Source organism: Oceanobacillus halotolerans (genome assembly GCF_010993955.1).
Classification (GTDB): Bacteria; Bacillota; Bacilli; order Bacillales; family Amphibacillaceae; genus Oceanibacillus_A; species Oceanibacillus_A halotolerans.
On sequence record NZ_WIXL01000010.1, the window covers coordinates 81,539 to 100,499 of the forward strand.

At 37.7% G+C, this 18,961-nt stretch carries 21 protein-coding genes and 1 riboswitch; of the genes, 10 read left to right on the forward strand and 11 right to left on the reverse strand.

Annotated elements, in window-relative coordinates; all coding sequences use genetic code 11:
* The first annotated feature begins 48 nt into the window (after window positions 1-48).
* Both GHC26_RS11845 and GHC26_RS11850 read left to right on the forward strand, forming a co-directional pair.
* Window positions 49-1,338, forward strand: coding sequence for an alpha/beta hydrolase family protein (locus GHC26_RS11845; protein ID WP_163971476.1), 1,290 nt, complete (start codon window positions 49-51; stop codon window positions 1,336-1,338).
* 66 nt (window positions 1,339-1,404) lie between these two features.
* The gene (locus tag GHC26_RS11850; RefSeq protein WP_163971477.1) at window positions 1,405-2,352 is read left to right on the forward strand and encodes an MBL fold metallo-hydrolase; all 948 of its coding nucleotides are present in this window, start codon (window positions 1,405-1,407) and stop codon (window positions 2,350-2,352) included.
* 45 nt (window positions 2,353-2,397) lie between these two features.
* Here the strand turns inward: GHC26_RS11850 and GHC26_RS11855 are convergent, their stop codons facing one another.
* The 3 genes from GHC26_RS11855 to GHC26_RS11865 form a co-directional block, all read right to left on the reverse strand.
* On the reverse strand, window positions 2,398-2,991 hold the full coding sequence (locus GHC26_RS11855) for a hypothetical protein (protein ID WP_163971478.1): 594 nt from the start codon (window positions 2,989-2,991) through the stop codon (window positions 2,398-2,400).
* On the reverse strand, window positions 2,975-3,214 hold the full coding sequence (locus GHC26_RS11860) for a hypothetical protein (protein WP_163971479.1): 240 nt from the start codon (window positions 3,212-3,214) through the stop codon (window positions 2,975-2,977). Before GHC26_RS11860 ends, GHC26_RS11855 begins: the two co-directional genes overlap by 17 nt.
* Before the next feature lie 133 nt (window positions 3,215-3,347).
* Window positions 3,348-3,737 carry a hypothetical protein gene (locus GHC26_RS11865; RefSeq protein WP_163971480.1) on the reverse strand — a complete coding sequence of 130 codons (390 nt, stop codon included), beginning with the start codon at window positions 3,735-3,737 and terminating at the stop codon, window positions 3,348-3,350.
* Between the two features lie 797 nt (window positions 3,738-4,534).
* Here GHC26_RS11865 and GHC26_RS11870 point away from each other — a divergent pair.
* The 4 genes from GHC26_RS11870 to GHC26_RS11885 are packed head-to-tail and all read left to right on the forward strand — an operon-like array spanning window position 4,535 to window position 7,701.
* Window positions 4,535-4,906: a GntR family transcriptional regulator gene (locus GHC26_RS11870; protein WP_163971481.1), complete on the forward strand. Its 372-nt coding sequence runs from the start codon at window positions 4,535-4,537 to the stop codon at window positions 4,904-4,906.
* Between the two features lie 12 nt (window positions 4,907-4,918).
* Window positions 4,919-5,608: an ATP-binding cassette domain-containing protein gene (locus GHC26_RS11875; RefSeq protein ID WP_163971482.1), complete on the forward strand. Its 690-nt coding sequence runs from the start codon at window positions 4,919-4,921 to the stop codon at window positions 5,606-5,608.
* On the forward strand, window positions 5,605-6,438 hold the full coding sequence (locus tag GHC26_RS11880; protein WP_163971483.1) for a hypothetical protein: 834 nt from the start codon (window positions 5,605-5,607) through the stop codon (window positions 6,436-6,438). The genes GHC26_RS11875 and GHC26_RS11880 overlap by 4 nt, the downstream gene beginning before the upstream one ends.
* A gap of 12 nt (window positions 6,439-6,450) precedes the next feature.
* Window positions 6,451-7,701, forward strand: coding sequence for a hypothetical protein (locus tag GHC26_RS11885; protein WP_163971484.1), 1,251 nt, complete (start codon window positions 6,451-6,453; stop codon window positions 7,699-7,701).
* 40 nt (window positions 7,702-7,741) lie between these two features.
* On the opposite strand, the gene GHC26_RS11890 is transcribed toward GHC26_RS11885, so the two are convergent.
* Window positions 7,742-8,290 carry a CotY/CotZ family spore coat protein gene (locus GHC26_RS11890; protein WP_163971485.1) on the reverse strand — a complete coding sequence of 183 codons (549 nt, stop codon included), beginning with the start codon at window positions 8,288-8,290 and terminating at the stop codon, window positions 7,742-7,744.
* A 509-nt stretch (window positions 8,291-8,799) separates the two neighbouring features.
* Here GHC26_RS11890 and GHC26_RS11895 point away from each other — a divergent pair.
* Entirely contained in the window at window positions 8,800-9,021 is a 222-nt protein-coding gene (locus GHC26_RS11895) for a heavy-metal-associated domain-containing protein (protein WP_163971486.1), read from the forward strand.
* A 95-nt stretch (window positions 9,022-9,116) separates the two neighbouring features.
* Here the strand turns inward: GHC26_RS11895 and GHC26_RS11900 are convergent, their stop codons facing one another.
* From GHC26_RS11900 to GHC26_RS11920, 5 genes are all read right to left on the reverse strand, one after another.
* Window positions 9,117-9,449, reverse strand: a complete 333-nt coding sequence (locus tag GHC26_RS11900; protein ID WP_163971487.1) for a PTS lactose/cellobiose transporter subunit IIA — start codon at window positions 9,447-9,449, stop codon at window positions 9,117-9,119.
* A gap of 18 nt (window positions 9,450-9,467) precedes the next feature.
* A complete protein-coding gene (locus GHC26_RS11905) occupies window positions 9,468-10,769 on the reverse strand; it encodes a PTS sugar transporter subunit IIC (RefSeq protein WP_163971488.1) in 1,302 nt (433 codons plus the stop codon).
* Window positions 10,770-10,782: 13 nt separating this feature from the next.
* A complete protein-coding gene (locus tag GHC26_RS11910) occupies window positions 10,783-11,103 on the reverse strand; it encodes a PTS sugar transporter subunit IIB (RefSeq protein ID WP_163971489.1) in 321 nt (106 codons plus the stop codon).
* Between the two features lie 19 nt (window positions 11,104-11,122).
* Complete coding sequence (locus GHC26_RS11915) at window positions 11,123-11,344, reverse strand: hypothetical protein (RefSeq protein WP_163971490.1); 222 nt, start codon at window positions 11,342-11,344, stop codon at window positions 11,123-11,125.
* Window positions 11,345-11,607: 263 nt separating this feature from the next.
* Window positions 11,608-12,210, reverse strand: a complete 603-nt coding sequence (locus tag GHC26_RS11920; RefSeq protein WP_163971491.1) for a YkoF family thiamine/hydroxymethylpyrimidine-binding protein — start codon at window positions 12,208-12,210, stop codon at window positions 11,608-11,610.
* A 70-nt stretch (window positions 12,211-12,280) separates the two neighbouring features.
* Window positions 12,281-12,384: riboswitch (TPP riboswitch) on the reverse strand.
* 838 nt (window positions 12,385-13,222) lie between these two features.
* Between GHC26_RS11920 and ddlA the strand changes: the two genes are divergently transcribed.
* Window positions 13,223-14,326, forward strand: coding sequence for a D-alanine--D-alanine ligase (gene ddlA / locus GHC26_RS11925; RefSeq protein ID WP_163971492.1), 1,104 nt, complete (start codon window positions 13,223-13,225; stop codon window positions 14,324-14,326).
* A gap of 325 nt (window positions 14,327-14,651) precedes the next feature.
* Here the strand turns inward: ddlA and GHC26_RS11930 are convergent, their stop codons facing one another.
* Complete coding sequence (locus GHC26_RS11930; protein ID WP_163971493.1) at window positions 14,652-15,212, reverse strand: nitroreductase family protein; 561 nt, start codon at window positions 15,210-15,212, stop codon at window positions 14,652-14,654.
* Between the two features lie 141 nt (window positions 15,213-15,353).
* Here GHC26_RS11930 and GHC26_RS11935 point away from each other — a divergent pair, with 141 nt between their 5' ends.
* Together GHC26_RS11935 and GHC26_RS11940 are read left to right on the forward strand one after the other, a co-directional pair.
* Complete coding sequence (locus GHC26_RS11935; protein ID WP_163971494.1) at window positions 15,354-16,394, forward strand: PTS transporter subunit IIC; 1,041 nt, start codon at window positions 15,354-15,356, stop codon at window positions 16,392-16,394.
* A gap of 102 nt (window positions 16,395-16,496) precedes the next feature.
* Complete coding sequence (locus GHC26_RS11940; RefSeq protein ID WP_163971495.1) at window positions 16,497-16,949, forward strand: DUF2269 domain-containing protein; 453 nt, start codon at window positions 16,497-16,499, stop codon at window positions 16,947-16,949.
* Between the two features lie 565 nt (window positions 16,950-17,514).
* On the opposite strand, the gene GHC26_RS11945 is transcribed toward GHC26_RS11940, so the two are convergent.
* On the reverse strand, window positions 17,515-18,579 hold the full coding sequence (locus GHC26_RS11945; protein ID WP_163971496.1) for a D-alanyl-D-alanine carboxypeptidase family protein: 1,065 nt from the start codon (window positions 18,577-18,579) through the stop codon (window positions 17,515-17,517).
* Window positions 18,580-18,961 lie beyond the last annotated feature (382 nt).

An 18,961-nucleotide genomic window follows, 5' to 3' on the forward strand; every position in this document is an offset into this window, starting at 1 on the left:
TATATTCGGATTATGTAATGTATATAAATATACTTGGAGATGATTCTGATGAAGAAGTTTTTGCCGTTAGTATGGTTTACGATAATCGTTTTGGTGCTCGGTTGTAACCAAAACCAAGATAATCAGTCGCTGAATGAACAGTTAACTGGTCAATGGACAGGTATGATTCAAATTCCGGAACAACCACTTTTTTTTATTGTAGAATTTGAACAAGGAGATGAGTTTTCTGGAAACATCAGTATTCCAGTTCAAGGTGTTGAAAGTTATCCATTGTCGTCGATAAAAGTGGAAGATTCCACGGTTTTGTTTTTAATGGAGGTACAAGGACAATTTATTTCATTTGAAGGGACAGTGGATGGCAAATCGTTAGAAGGTACGTTTAAACAACATGGACAATCCTATCCATTTCAGCTTACGAAAGGATCCTATAAGGAAGAGGAATCTGATGATGAGGGAACCTTTTTAACCGTTGAAACAAATGAAGGGGAGCTTTATGGTGAATTAGAAACACCTGATACAGAAAGGCCACATCCAATTGCAATTATTATCCCAGGGTCTGGTCCAACCGATCGTAATGGAAATGCCGTGAACGGGAGAAATGACAGTCTTAAAATGCTTGCCGAAAGTTTATCGGAACAGGGTGTTGCTAGTCTTCGGTATGATAAGCGTGGTGCTGGTAAAAATGAGTCTGCAATAATACAAGAAGAAGAACTTCAATTCGAGCAATTTGTAGAGGATGCAAAGCATTGGGTAAACATGTTAGAGAGCGAGGACTATACGGAAATTGGTATTATTGGTCATAGTCAAGGATCACTCGTAGGAATGCTTGCCGCAGAGGAACCGAGTGTTGATTTCTTTATTTCACTTGCAGGGGCAGGACGTCCGATTGACGAAGTATTATATGATCAATTAAGTGAGCAGTTATCTGAGGATTTATTGGAAGAAAGTGTTGAAATTATGGATCAATTAAAGAAGGGGAATGAGGTCGAGCAGGTTAGCACAGCCTTACAAAGTGTATTTCGTCCTTCTGTACAAGGATTTACATCGTCCTGGATGCAATACGACCCAGTTATGGAAATCGGGAAATTGACCATCCCAACGTTAATTGTCAATGGGGAAAATGATATCCAAGTACCTGTTACGGAAGCGGAGATGCTACATGAGGCAAAAGAGGATGCTAAACTTTTAGTGATACCTCAAATGAATCATGTACTAAAGGAAGCACCTGCAGATCGACAGGAAAATCTCCAAACCTATGCTGATCCTTCCTTGCCATTAGCGGAAGGATTAATCGAGGGGATCATGTCCTTTTTAAAGGAAAGCCAAGTAACAGAGTGACCTAGTTAGTAATGATTGTGCTAGGATGAAAGAAGAAACGTTCATTTTTAATGGGGAGGTAATAACATGTTGGACAAAGATCCGATTCAATTAGATAAACGGATTTATTTAATTGATGGATTCGATTTAACTGTACCGGAGCGGACGGGTACCTATGTCATAAAAGAGGATGCATTAACAATTGTAGAAACGGGTCCGAGCCCTTCGGTGAAATATATTAAACAAGGACTTGAGAAATTAGGATATACCTTGGATCAAGTCAAGTATATTATCGTAACGCACATCCACTTAGATCATGCTGGTGGAGCTGGCTTGCTACTAAAAGAGTGCCCGAACGCGAGTGTTGTCGTTCACCCGAAAGGTGCCAGACACTTGGTAGATCCTACAAAATTAGCTAGAGGAGCACGAGCGATTTATGGTGATAGCTTTTCTGAACTATTTGATCCAATTGTTCCCGTTCCCGAAGATCGTCTACTTATTAAGGGGGAAGGGAATACGCTAGCAATAAGTGATACCTGTACGTTGAAATTTTTAGATACACCAGGTCATGCAAAGCATCATTTTAGTATTTATGATCCTGTCAGTCATGGCATGTTCACTGGGGATACTGTTGGAGTTCGCTATGAACAATTAGTACGTGATGGGGTTGATTTTTTTCTGCCATCCACTTCGCCAAATCACTTTGATCCCGAGGCAATGCAGGAATCCATTGATCGGATGCTTGATATGAATTTGGATCGCATTTATTATGGTCACTTTGGAATGACAGAGAAAGTGGAACTAGCTCTACATAAGGTGTCTGAATGGCTTGATATTTTTGTAGAAGAAGGGGAACAAGTGGTCGCGGAAGGAAAGGGGTATGATGAACTCGCCCAACGTCTATTGGAGCATGTCAAAGAGCATTTACGGACATTATATGTGGACGATGACCACGATGTCTATATTTTAATTAATCTTGATATGCAAGTAAGTGCATTAGGAATTATTGATTATTTTAAAAAGTTGAAGCACTAGGAGACATACATAATAATAGCACCTGACATTATGTTATATTATTTGTCAGGTGTTATTCATTTCCAACCATTTCTTAATTAAATGATCAACACGTGCCCTCCTAGAGGCGCTTAGTAAGTATTCTTTATCAAGTATTTCAGCATCATTTTTGTGAATTTGGTACATTCGTTCTGCCCATTCATAGTCATCTGTCCATTCTGGATTTTTAGGTTGTGAAACTATAGCTGATTCTAATCGATGAATAATAATATCTTCTATACCTATTACAAAAACTCGTCGGCCACTTGCTAATTCCATGCTAGTAATTTTATCTAGATTTCCTTCAAGAAAGTTACTTGGTATTTCAATTGATACCTCTAGTTCCTCATGATACCAACTACGGCCTTCCTTTATAAAGCCGAGTTCCATTGTTAATAATTCATTAAATTTATCCCATCCGTCAGTAATTAGATCTATATCGTACGTTGTATAATTATTTCTTGTATATATCTCAACGGATAATCCGCCAACTATTATGGGTTTAATACAATCCTTTTGAAAATACTCTGTTAACAAAGCACACATTTCAATCATTCTTTCATGTTTCGATAAATGTACAAGCTTGTCGAATTCTCTTTTCAATTCAATCAGTTGGATCATAATATATCTTTCGCTTTCCGATTATTTTCATTTTTCCTTCACGTTTTGCCCTTTCTACACTTGCTTTGGTGATTTTCGTTATTGCATTCCGTTCATCTATTGTCCTTGGTCTATTTCTTTTAATACGCGGGATATTACTGCGTTTAGAACGTATTTGCAAATTAACTGATCGGCGTCTAGCTTTTATATTCCTTTCAATTTGATTCATTTTAACGGTACGCATTAATCATAACACCCCCACATTTACTTATCTTAATTTTATAACATTATGGCTATTATATCCACAAACATACCAAAAAGAATTATCTATGTTGTATTTCTCGGTCTTCAGTCAATCCTTGTAAATTCGGTTGATCTCAGTCATCTTTTGTTTTCATAAACGTTAAAATAACAAAGAACAAAAAGCTTAGTAGTAAAATGGTTCCACCAACAATAAAGAAAACCGTAACGAATGAATCAGGAAGGTTGAAAGGTCTTAGATAGTATAGCCACATTCCGACTGTTAAGCCAATTGCTCCAATGATTGCAGCATAAACATGTAGTGCTGCAAGGAGTTTATTCGTTGGTGTGTATATTTTGTAATATACTGACCATGCAAATAGTGTTAACCAGCCGACAACAAGTATGTGAGCGTGTACGGTACGAAATTCGTATCCACCTGCACCTGCCATGTGTGATCCTAAGAATGCACCAATTAATGCAAAAATTGCTGAAAATCGAAGTAAGGTTTTACTATATGTATTCAAACTTTCCCTCTCCTTTTATTATGTATTGGTCTATGTGTACACCACTATATTTTACTATGAATCAAGGATGTCGTCACACTTTTATACCTGTTTCGCATACTATGTTGTTTTTCCTTATGGCATTTTTTCTAAAAGATTGATGTTTTTTTCAGTAAGAATCTTAATGAACAGTTGATAGATTATGCGCAATAGTTTAGCTATGAATACCGCTACGGAAATACACTTCGCTTTCCGCAGACGGCTGTTGAGCCTCCTCGTGCTACGCACTGCGGGGTCTCACCTATGCCTCTTTTCCTGCAGGAGTCTTCGTGTATTTCCTCCGCTAGTTATGCACTATTTTACTTCTTATCAATGCACTGCTAATACAAGGCTTGATTGGAGCGTAGGACAGTCGACTCCTGCAGGAAAAGCACGTGTCCGAAGACCCCGTAGGAAGTGATCTTCTTCCAAGGAGGCTAAGGCCGTGCCTGCGGTAAAGAAGACACTGTGAAAACGTAAAGTTTGAACAGATGTCGCACTTGTGCCCGTGGTGAAAGCGACTGTCCGGAGCGAAAATCAACCATACTATTTTACTACGCATTATATAGAAACTGTGACGTTAAGAAAACAACAAAGTGTACGAAAGGAGAATATCTTATTATTGGTTAAAAAACAGGTTGACAGGTGAAGTGTACTAATTATATAATACACCACATAAGATGTATTAATCGGTTCATACATTTTTATGCCTAAAGTGTATTAATGGATTAATACAATAAGACATTAGTCAAACAACAGAGAGTATAGGGGCTGTGTTTATGAAGGTAGATTTTAACAAGCGGGATCCTGTTTATGTGCAAGTAGTGCGGCATTTTAAAGAACAAATTGCTAAAGGAATGCTTGAACCAGGACAAGAAATCCCATCAAGAAGAGAATTAGCAAATCAATTAAAAATAAATCCAAATACAGCTCAACGTGCATATAAGGAAATGGAGGGACAAGGATTGATTTATACGGAACGAAATTTACCAAGCAAAATTACCAAAGATGAAAAAGTCCTTGGATCTGTAAGAGAAGAACTTATTGTTGAGGCAGTAGATTCCTTCATCGCATCCATTCGTCCAATTGATGTTTCTGTTGAGGAAGTATTGGATTTGGTAAAAGAAAAATATGAGCAAGAAAAGAAGTAGGGAGGGGTACAGATGATCGAGGTAAAAGAATTGATAAAAAAGTTTGGACGTAAAAAGGTGCTGGATGGTGTTTCATTTACAGCAAACAAAGGTGAGATTACGTGTCTAATTGGTATAAATGGTGTAGGAAAAACAACGATCTTAAATGCAATAATGGCACTAACTCCAATCCATGGTGGTGAAATTTTAATAGATGGGAAAGCCATTCATAAAGATAGCTATGAAAAAATAACCTTTATCCCAGACGCTATTACGATGTTGCCACAAATGCGGATCGCCGACGCAATGGAATTTATGGCGGATTTCTATGAATCTTGGAACCAAGAACGAGCAACAGAGATGCTTCGCTTTTTTAAGTTGAAGGAAACTGAACGGATATCTAGTCTGTCGAAAGGAAATACCGCAAAAGTAAATTTGTTACTCGGTTTGGCATTGGATGTGGATTACGTCTTAATGGATGAGCCGTTTTCAGGGATTGATATGTTTAGCAGGGAGCAAATCGCTGATGTGTTTACGAGCCATTTAATTGAAGATAGAGGGGTTATTATTACAACACACGAAATACATGATATCGAACATTTAATTGATAAAGCGATCTTACTTGATAATGGAACTGTATTAAAAGCGTTCAATACAGAAGATCTACGAGAGAGTGAAGGGAAATCAGTGACAGATGTGATGAGAGAGGTGTATCAAGGATGAATCGATATCTTAAGTTAGTAAACTTTGAATTCAATCGTTTTGTGAAAATATATGTAGTACTACTAGCTATTACATTGATAACACAAATCATTGGTGTCATTTTGAAATCAAGAGAATATGTGGCCAATGCAAATGAGGCGATTTATCAAGAACAATTGTCTACGTCTGAATTTCTTAGTCAGTACGGAACGATGAGCTTTGATACAATTGTAAGAAGTGTCTGGTTTCTCGGACCAATTGCTTTATGTGCTGGAGCAGTAGCCTTTTATATTTTTCTTATTTGGTATCGTGATTGGTTTGGAAAAAACACGTTTATTTATCGACTATTGATGCTACCTACAGCAAGACTAAATGTTTTCTTAGCAAAGGGAACAACCATTCTTTTAGTGACACTAGGATTTATAGGTTTTCAACTTATCATCTTACCAATTGAGACGACGATTTTAAAATGGATCGTTCCAAAAGATTTTCGTGTCGATATGGGTGTACACGAAATTATTGGGGCAATTCCAGAGTTGCATCTTATATTCCCACAAAGCTTTATTGAATTTGTATTGTCCTATGGTGCAGGTATGATGGTTGTATTTGTGCTATTTACAGCTATTTTACTTGAGCGAAGTTTTCGGTGGAAAGGGATTCTAATGGGAGTTGCTTATGGAGTTGTTGCACTGTTTATTATGCTGTCCCCATTATTAGTGCAGGACTTTGTTGTAGATGGCTATTTTTATATAAGTGAAATGGTACTGCTTGAGGTATTAGTTGGTTGCATTGTAATCGCATTATCGATTTGGTTTAGTAACTATTTATTGAAACGAAAGATCCGTGTGTAAGGAGGGGAAATGATGAAAAAATATTGGAAACTAATCACATTGACAATCATTATTATGGCAGGTATTGGAACATTTTATATTTATGATAGCCTAGCAGCAGATGCCTATCCAGCCTTTACAATTGAAACAAATAGTGGGAATGAAGAAGTGATAGAAAACCTATTGATAAATGCCCATTATGGAACAGGACAAAACATTCAACCTGTGCAAATTACAAAAGATGAAGCTATTTATGCTAATGAGCGTTCTTTTTTTGAACGGTTAGATGGAGCGTACTTATCCCCTGAGCGAAAACACCTGCAAGAGAATTATCGGAACTTTATGAGGGGAAAGGCCATTTATGGATCGTTCTATGAGGATGAGGAATATCTCGTATATGCCAATGTCAATATTGATACAAGTGCACTTGAAGCTCGATCCTCCAGCATTGAGGTTTCTATGTTAGACAAAGGAACGGATGAAACAACATCGTTTGTATACGATATTCCACATAGTTCTGAAGTGAATCATGTAGCACTCCAGGATGTGCAGTTAGTAAATGATAATGTTACGCTTATTACACAAAATCATTCTCGCTCGCAAGGGAATTTAGCGATTCATGTTTATGAATTCGATGCACAATCTCATGAACTTATACGAGAGGAAAGCATCATTTCAGATCAAGCACAAGAGCAAAATCAGTTTACAGATATGTTCATGCTAAATGAAACAGATCCTATGTCTTCAAAAGACTATGCTGTTTTTCGAAATGTGGTACGGGAAGAAATTAGGAACAATGATGGAACCTACTCACATGAGGAAATTAGCAATGAATTGATTGCCTATAATCTTGAATCAGGAAAGATCGAGGACATTACATTGACGGAAGAGCTTAAAGAGTTTGGTCGTGTAAATTTGTTCGATGGTACTAATCTTTATTTCACGAAGTCTATCGAAAATGGATTAGAAGTAGTTTCTTATAATATAAAGGATAAGAAAATTGAGAACGAAATGACAGTAGAATTAGATCAAGTAGAAAGTAGCCAAGCTCCATCATTTCCAATGGTTAATGAAGGTGGTAGAGAACTCGCGCACCTTACCGTACATGATAAAAACTTATATATACTATCACGAATAGGCAATGTTGAAGAACCAGCAGACTTAATTGTTATTGATTTAGAAACAGAGGAAACCATTTATGAGGGAGAGATTTCCGAAAAAGGCCAAAATCGAGATTCAGATGAGAAATATGAGTTAACTATAACAGGTATTGAAGTGAATTAGGGAGTAAAAAGGACTGCATGGTGCAGTCCTTTTTACTTCATTAGTCATCATTATCTGGGAATTGTGAAGCAGGTAATGGTGTAATAGGGTCAAGGCAAGTGATACCACAGAAACAATTTAGATCCACTGTTATACAAATTCCTGTTGCTTGGAAATCTCGGATACTATTGCCAGGGAAGTAATCACATACATCATCCCCACCTGGTCCTGGAGTAGAACCACCTTCTGTTACAGGAAGTAATAGCTCAAGTCTTACGCAGCATTCTTCATCATCGACAAATTCTTTTGCACGGAAGATTGGTGTTTCGACACATCCAAAGTACGTGTTAGGAGATCCTCCTAGTTGTGCTTGGTAAACCCCACTTCCGATGAATGGCTCACACTCACCTTTACAGTAAAGAATAAATGGGATTGTATCGTTTACTGGTGTAGTTCCATTGATACCTGCTGGTGAAAGTAACTGCTCAATAGAGTTCTCACAGCCTGTGGAGCAGCAACCATTATCATTATTGTTTGCTACTTCATCCTGAGCTGCGACAATATCTCTCACCACATCACATACACAATTATCAGTTGGTCCAAGACTCATTTAAATTTCTCCTTTCTACCTTTTTAGTTATTACAGTAATAAGCTATGTAGAAATAGATTTGTTGGTTGTTTAATAGTCTATCTCGGGGAGAAAATGAGTACATTGTCCAATAGATTAGGTAGATTGAGCGGTTATCCTGCGATAAATGCCAACACTAGAATATAAAATAGAACATACTAATATAGTAAATCTTTACAAGGCCTGTAATAGATTTGTCTGCCAAAAACCCATGTGTACGTGTATTTGACCAGCTGATCACTGGTCTTTTTTTGTTTTGGCTGTTTTCTTAAAGATTGTTGATATGTAATAACTAGAATATGCACATTGCTTCGCTTCGGAAAAACATTACGCTTTCACCAGGGGCATAAGTGCGACATCTGTTCAACTGTTCGTTTCACTATAAACGAAAATATTCTTTGGATAAAAAGGTGAAATTTGATCTACGTCAAGGTTTAAAACAAGAATGGATTATATAATAAAGACAGATCAAAACAAAGGAGAGATAAACATGAAAACAGCTAAATTCCAATTAGAACCATTAACTTGTCCATCATGTATTAAAAAAATTGAAGGTAAACTTAATAAAATGGACGGTGTTAAAGAAGCAAAGGTATTATTTAATTCAAGTAAAGTGAAAGTAACTTTTGATACGGAAGTTGCTACACCAGAGGCATTACAGGAAACAATCGAGAACCTAGGGTATCCCGTATTATCTAATAAAGTTGCTTAATAAATGCATATCAGTCATAAATATAAAATAAAAGAGGCTATTCCAAGTCGGGTATGATCTAAACCCTTTTTGGATAGCCCCTTTTTGTGTGCCATTTATTTCTCCAATATTTCAATCCGTTTCTCAAGCTTTTCTGTCGTTCTCAGTTGGTCAATCATTCGTTTGATTAATTGAATTTCAGCTTGGGCTGTCATAATATGATCCTGTGCATGGATCATGAAGAAGCTTGGCACTGCTTGGTCATCTTGGCTCTGAATTAATTCTGTTTGATACTTATGTCCTTTTAGGAATTCATCATTTGCCTCTTCTAACAGTTTTTCAGCTGCATCAAATTTATATTCTTCTGCTTCATCTAAAGCTTCATATGCTGCACCGCGCGCATTACCGCCATGTAAGATTAGTTGTGTCATGATTTCTTCATAATTCATCGTTATTGTTCACTCCTCTTAGCTGTTAGCTGGTTCTGGATCTCCATCTTCTTTTTCTTGTTCTACAAGCTGTTTTTCATAACGTTTAAAGAATGGGTAATAAATGATGGTAGCAATTACCGCATTCATGATTTGTACAAGACCTGCTAGGACAGAACCACCTGTTGCGATAAATCCACCAAAGAAAATTGGAACGGTAAATGGTGGTTGTATCACTACTGGAGGTAAAATACCAGTAGCAAATAAAATGTAATTAATCGTTACAATGATCGCTGGTCCTAACACAAACGGTATGATTAATAGTGGGTTTAATACAATTGGTAACCCGAAAATAACAGGTTCGTTAATGTTAAACAGAGATGGAATAATTGACGTTCTACCAACTTGTTTAATTTGTGCTGACGCAGAGAAAAGCATGAATACGACTAACCCTATTGTTGCACCAGACCCACCAATATGGGTAAACATATGGTAAAAAGGCTCTGTTACAATACCATTCGCTTCTGCGCCTTGGTTTACAGCTTCCACGTTGTTTGCTAATTGTGTCATCCAAAAAGGGTAAACCACTGAAGATACAACGTTCATACCATGGATACCAATAGACCATAGGATAAGCATTAAGAGGATCATACCTAATGCTGCCCAATAAGAGTTAGATGCTGTTACTAATGGACTAAATATGTCTAATACCAATTGAGGTATCGTTACCCCAGTATTTGCATATACGATCCATGCTACAATCCAGACCAATGGTAAAATCAGCATAAATGGAAGTAATGCACGGAAGGTCCGTAAAACATAAGGTGGAACACCAGCCGGCATCTCAAATGCAACCCCTTTATTAATTAGGAACCGCATTAACTCGGTTGTTATAATCCCTAAAATAATTGCCACGAATAAGCCTTGTCCACCAAGATACTGGAGGATTTCCCCAAATGCAACTTGTTCAATGTCTACTACTGGAAATGCTGTCATGAAGAATGCCAGCATGGAAAGAATACCTGCCATCACAGCATCCATATCCTCACGACTTGCTAAACTATATCCAATACCAAAGGCAACAGTCAATGCCATGAGCCCAAACGTAAGGTTAAATGGAAATAAGAGTTGTGCTTGTATTGGTTCAATAGCATTTTCCCATGCTTCAATAATGCCCCATTCTAAAGATGTAGGTGGGTTGGCTATTATTAGGAAAATTGCTCCCGTAATAATGACTGGTAATGCAAAGATTACAAAAGCATCACGGATTGCTTGCAAATATTTATTTTGCGCAATTTTCCCTAGTGGCTCCATTAAGTGGTCTTCTATCCAGTTAATCATATGGAACTACCTCCTATTTGTTTAATAAGTTCATGGCCTGATCAAGTACTTTATCACCGTCCATTAAGGCAAAAGCACGTTGATCTACCAGTTCAACTGGAATGTTGTGAGAATCTGCAATTTTTGTTACTTCCTTTTTTAAATGACGGACCTGTGGTTCTAATAAAGCGACATTATAGTCACCAGCTTTTTGTTTAAATTCGCCAGTTCCCCCAGCATGTGCTTCCACTTCAAGTCCTCTTTTTTCAGCTGCTTCTTGTACTTTTTTTGCTAATTGGCTAGAAGTAGCACCCCAGCTACATAAAATAATTAATTTAATTGGTTGTTCTGACATGTCAATCACTCCTGTATTATTAGTTTTTTGATAATATTTTTTTGGCCATGGCATCAATGTTTTTATAATGGTTCATTAGCCATCCAGATAACCATGATGTGGCAAAAATAACAATAGAGAAGGCAACACCAAACCCAAGCAATATATGTGCAGAAGGCTGGTTTGTCAATAAAGCATAAAGCCCGTATCCGATCCAAATTATTGAAAAAACTAGGGCGTAAATATATAAGAATTTCTTCACCTAAAAGCCTCCTTTATAAACAGTGTGTTACTGTCTTTTGGTAGTTTCTCCTTTCACCTTTCGATTATGCAAAAGAATGGGAGCAACACTATTTGAATAAGAAAACATAAAAAAAGATGTGTGCCATTATTTAGCACACATCAATGCGATCACTCAATTAATATTCATTTTTTTCTACGTGGAATGATAATAATACCGCCGATTTGAGAAGATAATCCGTAACTTGTCATATTTAGCGAGGTAGCTAAAGCATCATCATCCTTTTATTTGCCGTGTGATGGGCTATTTGCTGAAATCGAAACCGTCATTACGGTATGGCTAGAACCACCTTTTACAGTAGCGCGAAAAACTTTCTCTAGCCCTTCAAAAATAGCTAGTGCTTCTCCGTCCAAGCGTGTTGCATAATGTGTATGTTGTATATCAACATATTGTTTCATTGCTTCAATCTGCTCGGAAATAACATCCATATAGTCACCGCCACCTAGTGGGTAGAGAGCAAATTTAGCACCGACGTATTGTTGTATGTCTTTTACTAACTCATGATTCACTGGTTCGTTCTCTTTTGCTAAAACGACATTCTCAGAAGTACTACTACCTGGACAGCCTAATGAATAGGTAGCTTGAAATGCGACATGCTTTCCAGTTTTGGCTGCCTGCATAAAGATTGCTTTTGTTACATCAAATACATGTACCATTTTCCCGCGTACCGTGGTACTGACATCATCTGTATTAGTCCAAACAGTAGAAGTATCAACTGCTTGGAGTGCATCTTGAATAATTTCAATAAAGTTGTCACTCATCGGATGAATAGAAAAACTAGCTCCAGCTATTTCTGAATTGCTGTTGTTACACACTTGGTTTGACATATGATCCTCTCCTTTTAAAAACTAAAAAAACTGCATCCATCTAGGGAGTGCAGTCTGTATGTAAATGAAATTCTATACGACTACACTTCCCCACGCTAGTATTATCTAGTTCGGGTGATAAGGGTCAGAACGTTCTGTTCCTCTCAGCCAAAAAAAGCTCCCCTAGTGCAACTCAGTCATTCGCCCTTAAGAGTATGGCGAATGCCAAGTTTTCTAATGATACAGTTTTTATAGTTATATGATAAAGCGTCCTAACACATGTGTAAAGGAAAGAATGGAAAAGCATGTATGTGTAGCAAATTTTTTGGAATAGGACTGTCTTAAACAAGCCTTTTTATGCTATTTTAAATATAGAAGGTTTTCGATATACAAACAATCTTTTAAGAGGGACTGTTTTAAAAAATGGATCTTTTCTAATTCTTTGTTGTTTTTTAATGTCGCATCTTATATATGATACGACATAAAATAGTTAGTTAATTTCCGCTTCGGACAGTCTTTTTAACCACGGGCATAAGTGTGACATCTGTTCAAACTTTACGTTTTCACAGTGTCTTCTTTACCGTAGGCACTGCCTCAGCCTCCTCTTTAGAAAAGCTAAAAGTGCCTTGGTCACCCCCGATTAGAAAACTAGGCTTTTCGCCAAGTTCTTATGGCGAAAGCCTTAGTTGCACTTATGCAGTAAGAACGTTTTGTTTCTTATCTGCCAAGCTTAAGCCGAGCCTCGGCGGTGGCGCTTTTTGCGTGTAATGTGGATTGACTTAAGACCTCGAGGGGGTAGGCGCTGGCCGATGAAAACTCGTGCGTCCTTATGTCTATCGGCACTAGGACGTCCTGTCCGTCGTAGCTAGACATTCGGAAGAAGACCACTTCCTGTGGGGTCTTCGGTATTTCCGTAGCGGTAATTAGAAAACATTTACGACAGATCATTTATCAACTATACATTAAGATTTATACTTGAAAAAGAAAAGCAACAATCTTTTAGAAACAGCAAAAAAATAAAGGAGTTCTGATGATGGGGAAAACAACGGTTGGGATTATTTTTGGCGGAAAGTCAGCAGAGCATGAAGTTTCTTTACAGTCAGCTAAAAATATTGTAGATGCGATTGATAAACAGAAATATGACGTCGTTTTAATTGGGATCGACAAAGAGGGAAAATGGCATATAAATGATGCAAGTTCCTATTTAATAAATGAAGATAACCCGAAACTGATTCAATTAAATAAGTCCAATGAAACAGTTGCAGTAGTACCTGGTGAGACAGGTCATCAACTGATTTATCAATCTCAACAAAAAGTATTGGAACAGCTTGATGTGGTGTTTCCAATTGTTCACGGTACTTTAGGCGAAGACGGCAGTTTACAAGGTATGATGCGGATTGCAAATTTACCGTTTGTCGGGACAAATGTATTAGGTTCTGCTGTTTGCATGGATAAAGATATTGCAAAACGGTTGTTGAAAGCGGCAGGTATTAAGGTGGCAGCGGGATATGCATTTTCGAGTTCAAATCAACAGCAAATTGATTTTGATGAAATAAAAAAAGACATCGGTGTACCATTATTTATTAAGCCTGCAAACCAAGGTTCATCGGTTGGAGTTAGTAAGGTTTCTACAAAAGAGGAATTTGACGAAGCAGTAGAAATGGCATTTCAATATGACCATAAAGTAATTATTGAAGAAGGTATTGTTGGACGGGAGATTGAATGTGCTGTCCTTGGTAATGAACACCCGAAAGCATCTGTTCCTGGTGAAATATTACCACAAACGGAATTTTACTCTTATGAATCAAAATATATTGATGAAAGTGGTGCGAAACTTGAAATTCCCGCTGAGTTATCTGATGAGACAGTAGCTAGAATTCAGGACGAAGCGATTCGTGTATTTCAAACATTGGAATGTGAAGGCTTAGCAAGAGTGGATTTCTTTTTAACAGATAAGGGTGACATCTATGTGAACGAGGTCAATACATTACCAGGATTCACACGTATCAGTATGTATCCAAAACTATGGGAGATCAGTGGTATTTCCTATCCAGATTTAATTGATAACTTAATTCAGCTTGCATTAGATCGTCATCAAAAAGATGCGACGTTAAAAAATGCCGTATGGGATGAATAGTGGATGTGTGACGAATCCAGAGGTGGAGACGATAGAAACAAAACAATACACACGTTATTTTATATTGAAAATAGCGTGTGTATTTTATTTGTATAGCAAAAAAGGGTGTGGAGTTGACTTTGTTTATAATGAGATTCTGGCAGGCATTATCTGTTATCCTTTGTGATATTTTAAGCCAGATCGGTCGGTCACAGAGAAGCGTGCTCAGTTCCTTTTTATGTAATTTTCATGCAAGATGGTTACAGAGAAGCCCGCCCACTCATATCCCTTTTTTCGACTAATTGTCACTTTGCAATTCGCAAGTAAATCCATTGCTATCGATTCTCTAAGCTTGGAACCTAGAAAACTTTTGCCTCGCACTTATTCGTTCTTTTTTAACTGGCTGTTGGTGAAAATAGCCAAGATGTAAAAAGCCAACAATTTTTTCATTTTCCCTTACCTTTAAAATCTTCTTGACTGCTGGGTTATATATATGGGGATTCGTTTTCCAAACAACTCCGAGCTTTTTCTCCCATGCTAATAATTGAAAGTTTTGGATAAGGCTTGCCGTTGCTCCAAAGTTTTCATCCCATTGTTTTTCGGAGTCTGGTTCGTCCATCACAACGATTAATATCGCATTGGGCTCATTTAAATATTCATTTCGATTAGCTTGCTTTTCAATTGGATAAGTTGCTGCCACTTGTTTTGCAAAGTCTGGCAACTGATCTTTATCAACAAAAATGAAACGCCATGGCTGTCGCATACCATGGGTGGGTGCCCAAATCGCATCCTCTAAAAGTGACAAAACAGTTTCTTCTGTTACACGTTGGGATGTGTAACCTTTCTTAATTGATCTTCTATTTCGAATAGTTTTTGCTATACTTGAATTAGATGTATGATCTTCCAATAGGAAAACCTCCTAGCTGAAGGGTATTAAACAAGTTGATATGTGAAATCATTAGCGTAATCATAAAACAAACGGTAAGTAGAGGTCAAGGTTATTATAAATATTGTGAATTAATTCACAAAAACAAAAGGAGGGATATCGATGAGCGTAAAGGAATTCCTGCACGAAAAAGGAGTTACTTTATCAGTTAGAGAATATGTATTGACAGCATTAAGTTATATGGCATTGGGGTTATTTTCTTCCTTGATTATTGGACTAATCATTCAAACGATAGGGGAACAGGGGACATTTCTTCCTATTTCTATACAGGATGCTTTTGTAGAAATGGGAACCTTTGCAATGGAAACAAAAATAATGGGAGGTGCAATTGGTGTTGCTATTGCATATGGACTAAAAGCACCTCCTTTGGTGTTATTTTCCGTGTTATTTGCAGGTGCCTATGGTGCAGAATTAGGTGGGCCTGCAGGAAGTTATGTTGCCGCTTTGTTTGCTACAGAGTTGGGTAAGCTAGTCTATAAAGTAACACGGATTGATATTATTGTGACACCATTTGTGACTATTGTTGTTGGATTTATGGTAGGCTCTTTGATCGGACAGCCTATCAACACATTCATGATCTGGTTTGGCGAGTTGATCAACTGGTCAACAGCACAACAACCATTTTTAATGGGAATGATTGTTGCAGTACTAATGGGGTGGGCGTTAACTGCACCAATATCTAGTTTAGCTATTGCAATTATGCTTGGAATTGATGGATTGGCTGCTGGTGCTGCAACGATTGGATGTTCAGCACAAATGGTCGGTTTTGCAACAGCTTCTTACCGTGATAATGGTTTTGGAGGATTTTTAGCATTAGGAATTGGCACATCGATGCTTCAAATTGCCAATGTTATTAAAAAGCCAATTATTATCCTTCCACCTACCATTGCGGGAATGGTATTGGCGCCATTAGGTACAGTCTGGTTGGAAATGACAAATAATGCATTAGGAGCAGGAATGGGAACAAGCGGGTTAGTAGGACAAATTATGACATTTGAAGCAATGGGGTTTTCCCGGAGTGTGTTGTGGGCTATCCTCTCATTACATATAGTTGGTCCTGCTTTAATTAGTTATTTCCTTGCTACATGGTTTAGAAAGATGAATTGGATTAAACTTGGTGATATGAAAATAACATATGAATAAGGAATATTTTGCTAGTGCCTGTAATGTGTTAAATATCACAGCCTTCAATACTTAAAAGAGCGTATAATGATAACCAGAGGCTGAGTATTGGAGGAACAATCAATGACATTTTATGACATATTGGTATTCATACATGTTTTCTCTGCAATATTAGGTATGGGGCCAGGGTTTGTAATGATATATGTAGTCAATAAAGCAACCAATATGACAGAATTAAAGCATGCCTATTATATCCGGAATAGGTTACACATTTTTGTCATGGTTGGTGGCACCTTATTATTAATTACTGGTTTATGGATGGGCTTTCTTAACACGTATTTATTTCAACAAGGGTGGTACATCGTTAGTTTAACTTTATTCTTGGTTGCGTTGGCATTTGGCCCAACCGTACTTTCACCAAGATCAAGACCGATTAAAGCGCTTCTTTCTAACCATCAAGGAGAAGAAATCCCAGAAAGCTACCATGAACTAGCAAAAAAGTTATTTTTCTTTGAACGAATTGAAAATATTATTTTTCTCGTTGTTATTGCACTAATGATTTTAAAACCTTTTTAAAAGGTGTACCCACTTTGCGAATGGGTACACCTTCTTTTATTTGGCTGTTGTCTAAAAGATTATTGCTTTAAGGTATGAAACATCTTGCATATAAGATATATTATACGCAACAAAATAGTGCTGTTGATTTCCGCTCCGGACAGTCGTTTCCGCGGACAACGCTTCAGCTTCCTCGGAAGCAAAAACCGCTTCCTGTGGGATCTTCAGCTGTTGTTTTTTTCGCAGGAGTCGACTGTCCTACGCTCCAATCAAATATCATAAAAACATAATATTTAATAAGAAGTGTTGATCCTATCAGTGGAGGAAATACACGTAGACTCCTGCGGGAGGAACGGCCTAGGTGAGACCCCTAGAAACGTGTGACGAGTTGAGGAGGCTCAACAGCCACCCGCGGTAAAGAAGACACTGTGAAAACGAATAGTTTGAACAGATGTCGCACTTATGCCCCTGGTGAAAGCGAAGTGTATTTCCGGAGCGGGTAAATGCTCCAACCATCACCTCAAGTTACTGCGCATATTATGCATTATACGTCGTAGAAAACAATAAAGTATAAGAAAAGAGTCTTTTATTTTAAATATTCCTCAAGTGTCATGCCTTTTTCCATTATTTCTACAGCAGCTTTCTTTCCAACATAGCGTATATGCCAAGGCTCATATTGGTATTCAGTTACTTCTTCTTTTCCTCTTGGGTACCGGATAATGAATCCATATTCGGCGGCGTTCTCTTCTACCCATTTACCCTCTTCAGTTTTACCAAATGTTTCATTTAATAGAAACTCAGCACTTTCACTTGTGATATCCATTGTTAGGCCAGATTGATGTTCACTTTCACCTGGGCGAGCGCTAAAGGTATTTGCCTCTTGTTCTCCATGGTCTTCTACATATGAGGCAAACAATGACTGTTGGGTATCATATGCACGATACCCAGATTGGGCATAAAGGTAATAGCCTTCTTCTTCTGCAGCTTTAAACAGTTCTTCTAATGCATTTGCAGCCACTTCACGCATTTGCTTTTTAGGATAATCCTCTGGAAATGGAAATCGGACATCTGGGATAACGAGATCCTCTGGAATATAGTCACTAGGTAATGCATGTTGTTTGTTAATGAGTGCTAATTGATCATAGGGATTAGCAAGTATGGTCGATCCGTAGTCTGTTGTTACCGTTTCTGTCTTTTTCTCTAGTCCCTCTCCAGGTTGTACTGTATGTTTGTTGGTTATGAGTGTTTCCAAGACTTGCTTTGTGTCTTTATCAAATACTCCTGTTGCCATTAAACTATCCTGCTGTAGTTGTAAATCGGTAATGGCCCAAGTTGTTTCAGCATCAAATGTACGGTCCTCCGCAATGTCATAGCCAATAGAATTAAGTGCTTGTTGGAGGCTAAGAACTTCTTCTCCTTCGTCTTTCTTCTGTATACCTGCTTTAGGCACAATAAGCTGATCAGTTTGATTATCCTCTACATTCTCCGTATCGTCAGTTTCTGCTGAATTTGTAGGTGAAGAATCCTCTTCTGAAGCTAGTATATCTTGCTTTTCATTGTTTGTATCTTGATCTTCCTCTGTATTACACGCCGTAATTACAAATAATATGACAACCGTTATCAAAAGCATTTTGACTTGTCTGTTAATCATTGTCTTCCCCCGTATTTTACGTTTTAGATGACGAAATCTATTATTTATTTTCTCATTAAAAACAAATGTGGGCAATAGGGGGAAATGAAATCAGAAACGAAATAGTAATAAGTTGAACTATGTTATTTCATTCGGTAAAATTGTCTTTAATTCGAGATATACTGAAATTGGATGTTCTACCACGTGTTAACTGGCAGGCTGACTAAGAACGCCACGTCAATCGCACCGTCAGCACTAGCACGTCCTGTGCGTCGTAAGACCCCACTTCAAGACTTCGAGAAACAAAGAAGTATAAGTGGGGGATAACTGCCAGTGAAAGTGAGATAAGTTCAACTAACACTCGGTGGGGGATGAAGGGAACTCCCCACCGGATTAAGCTTTA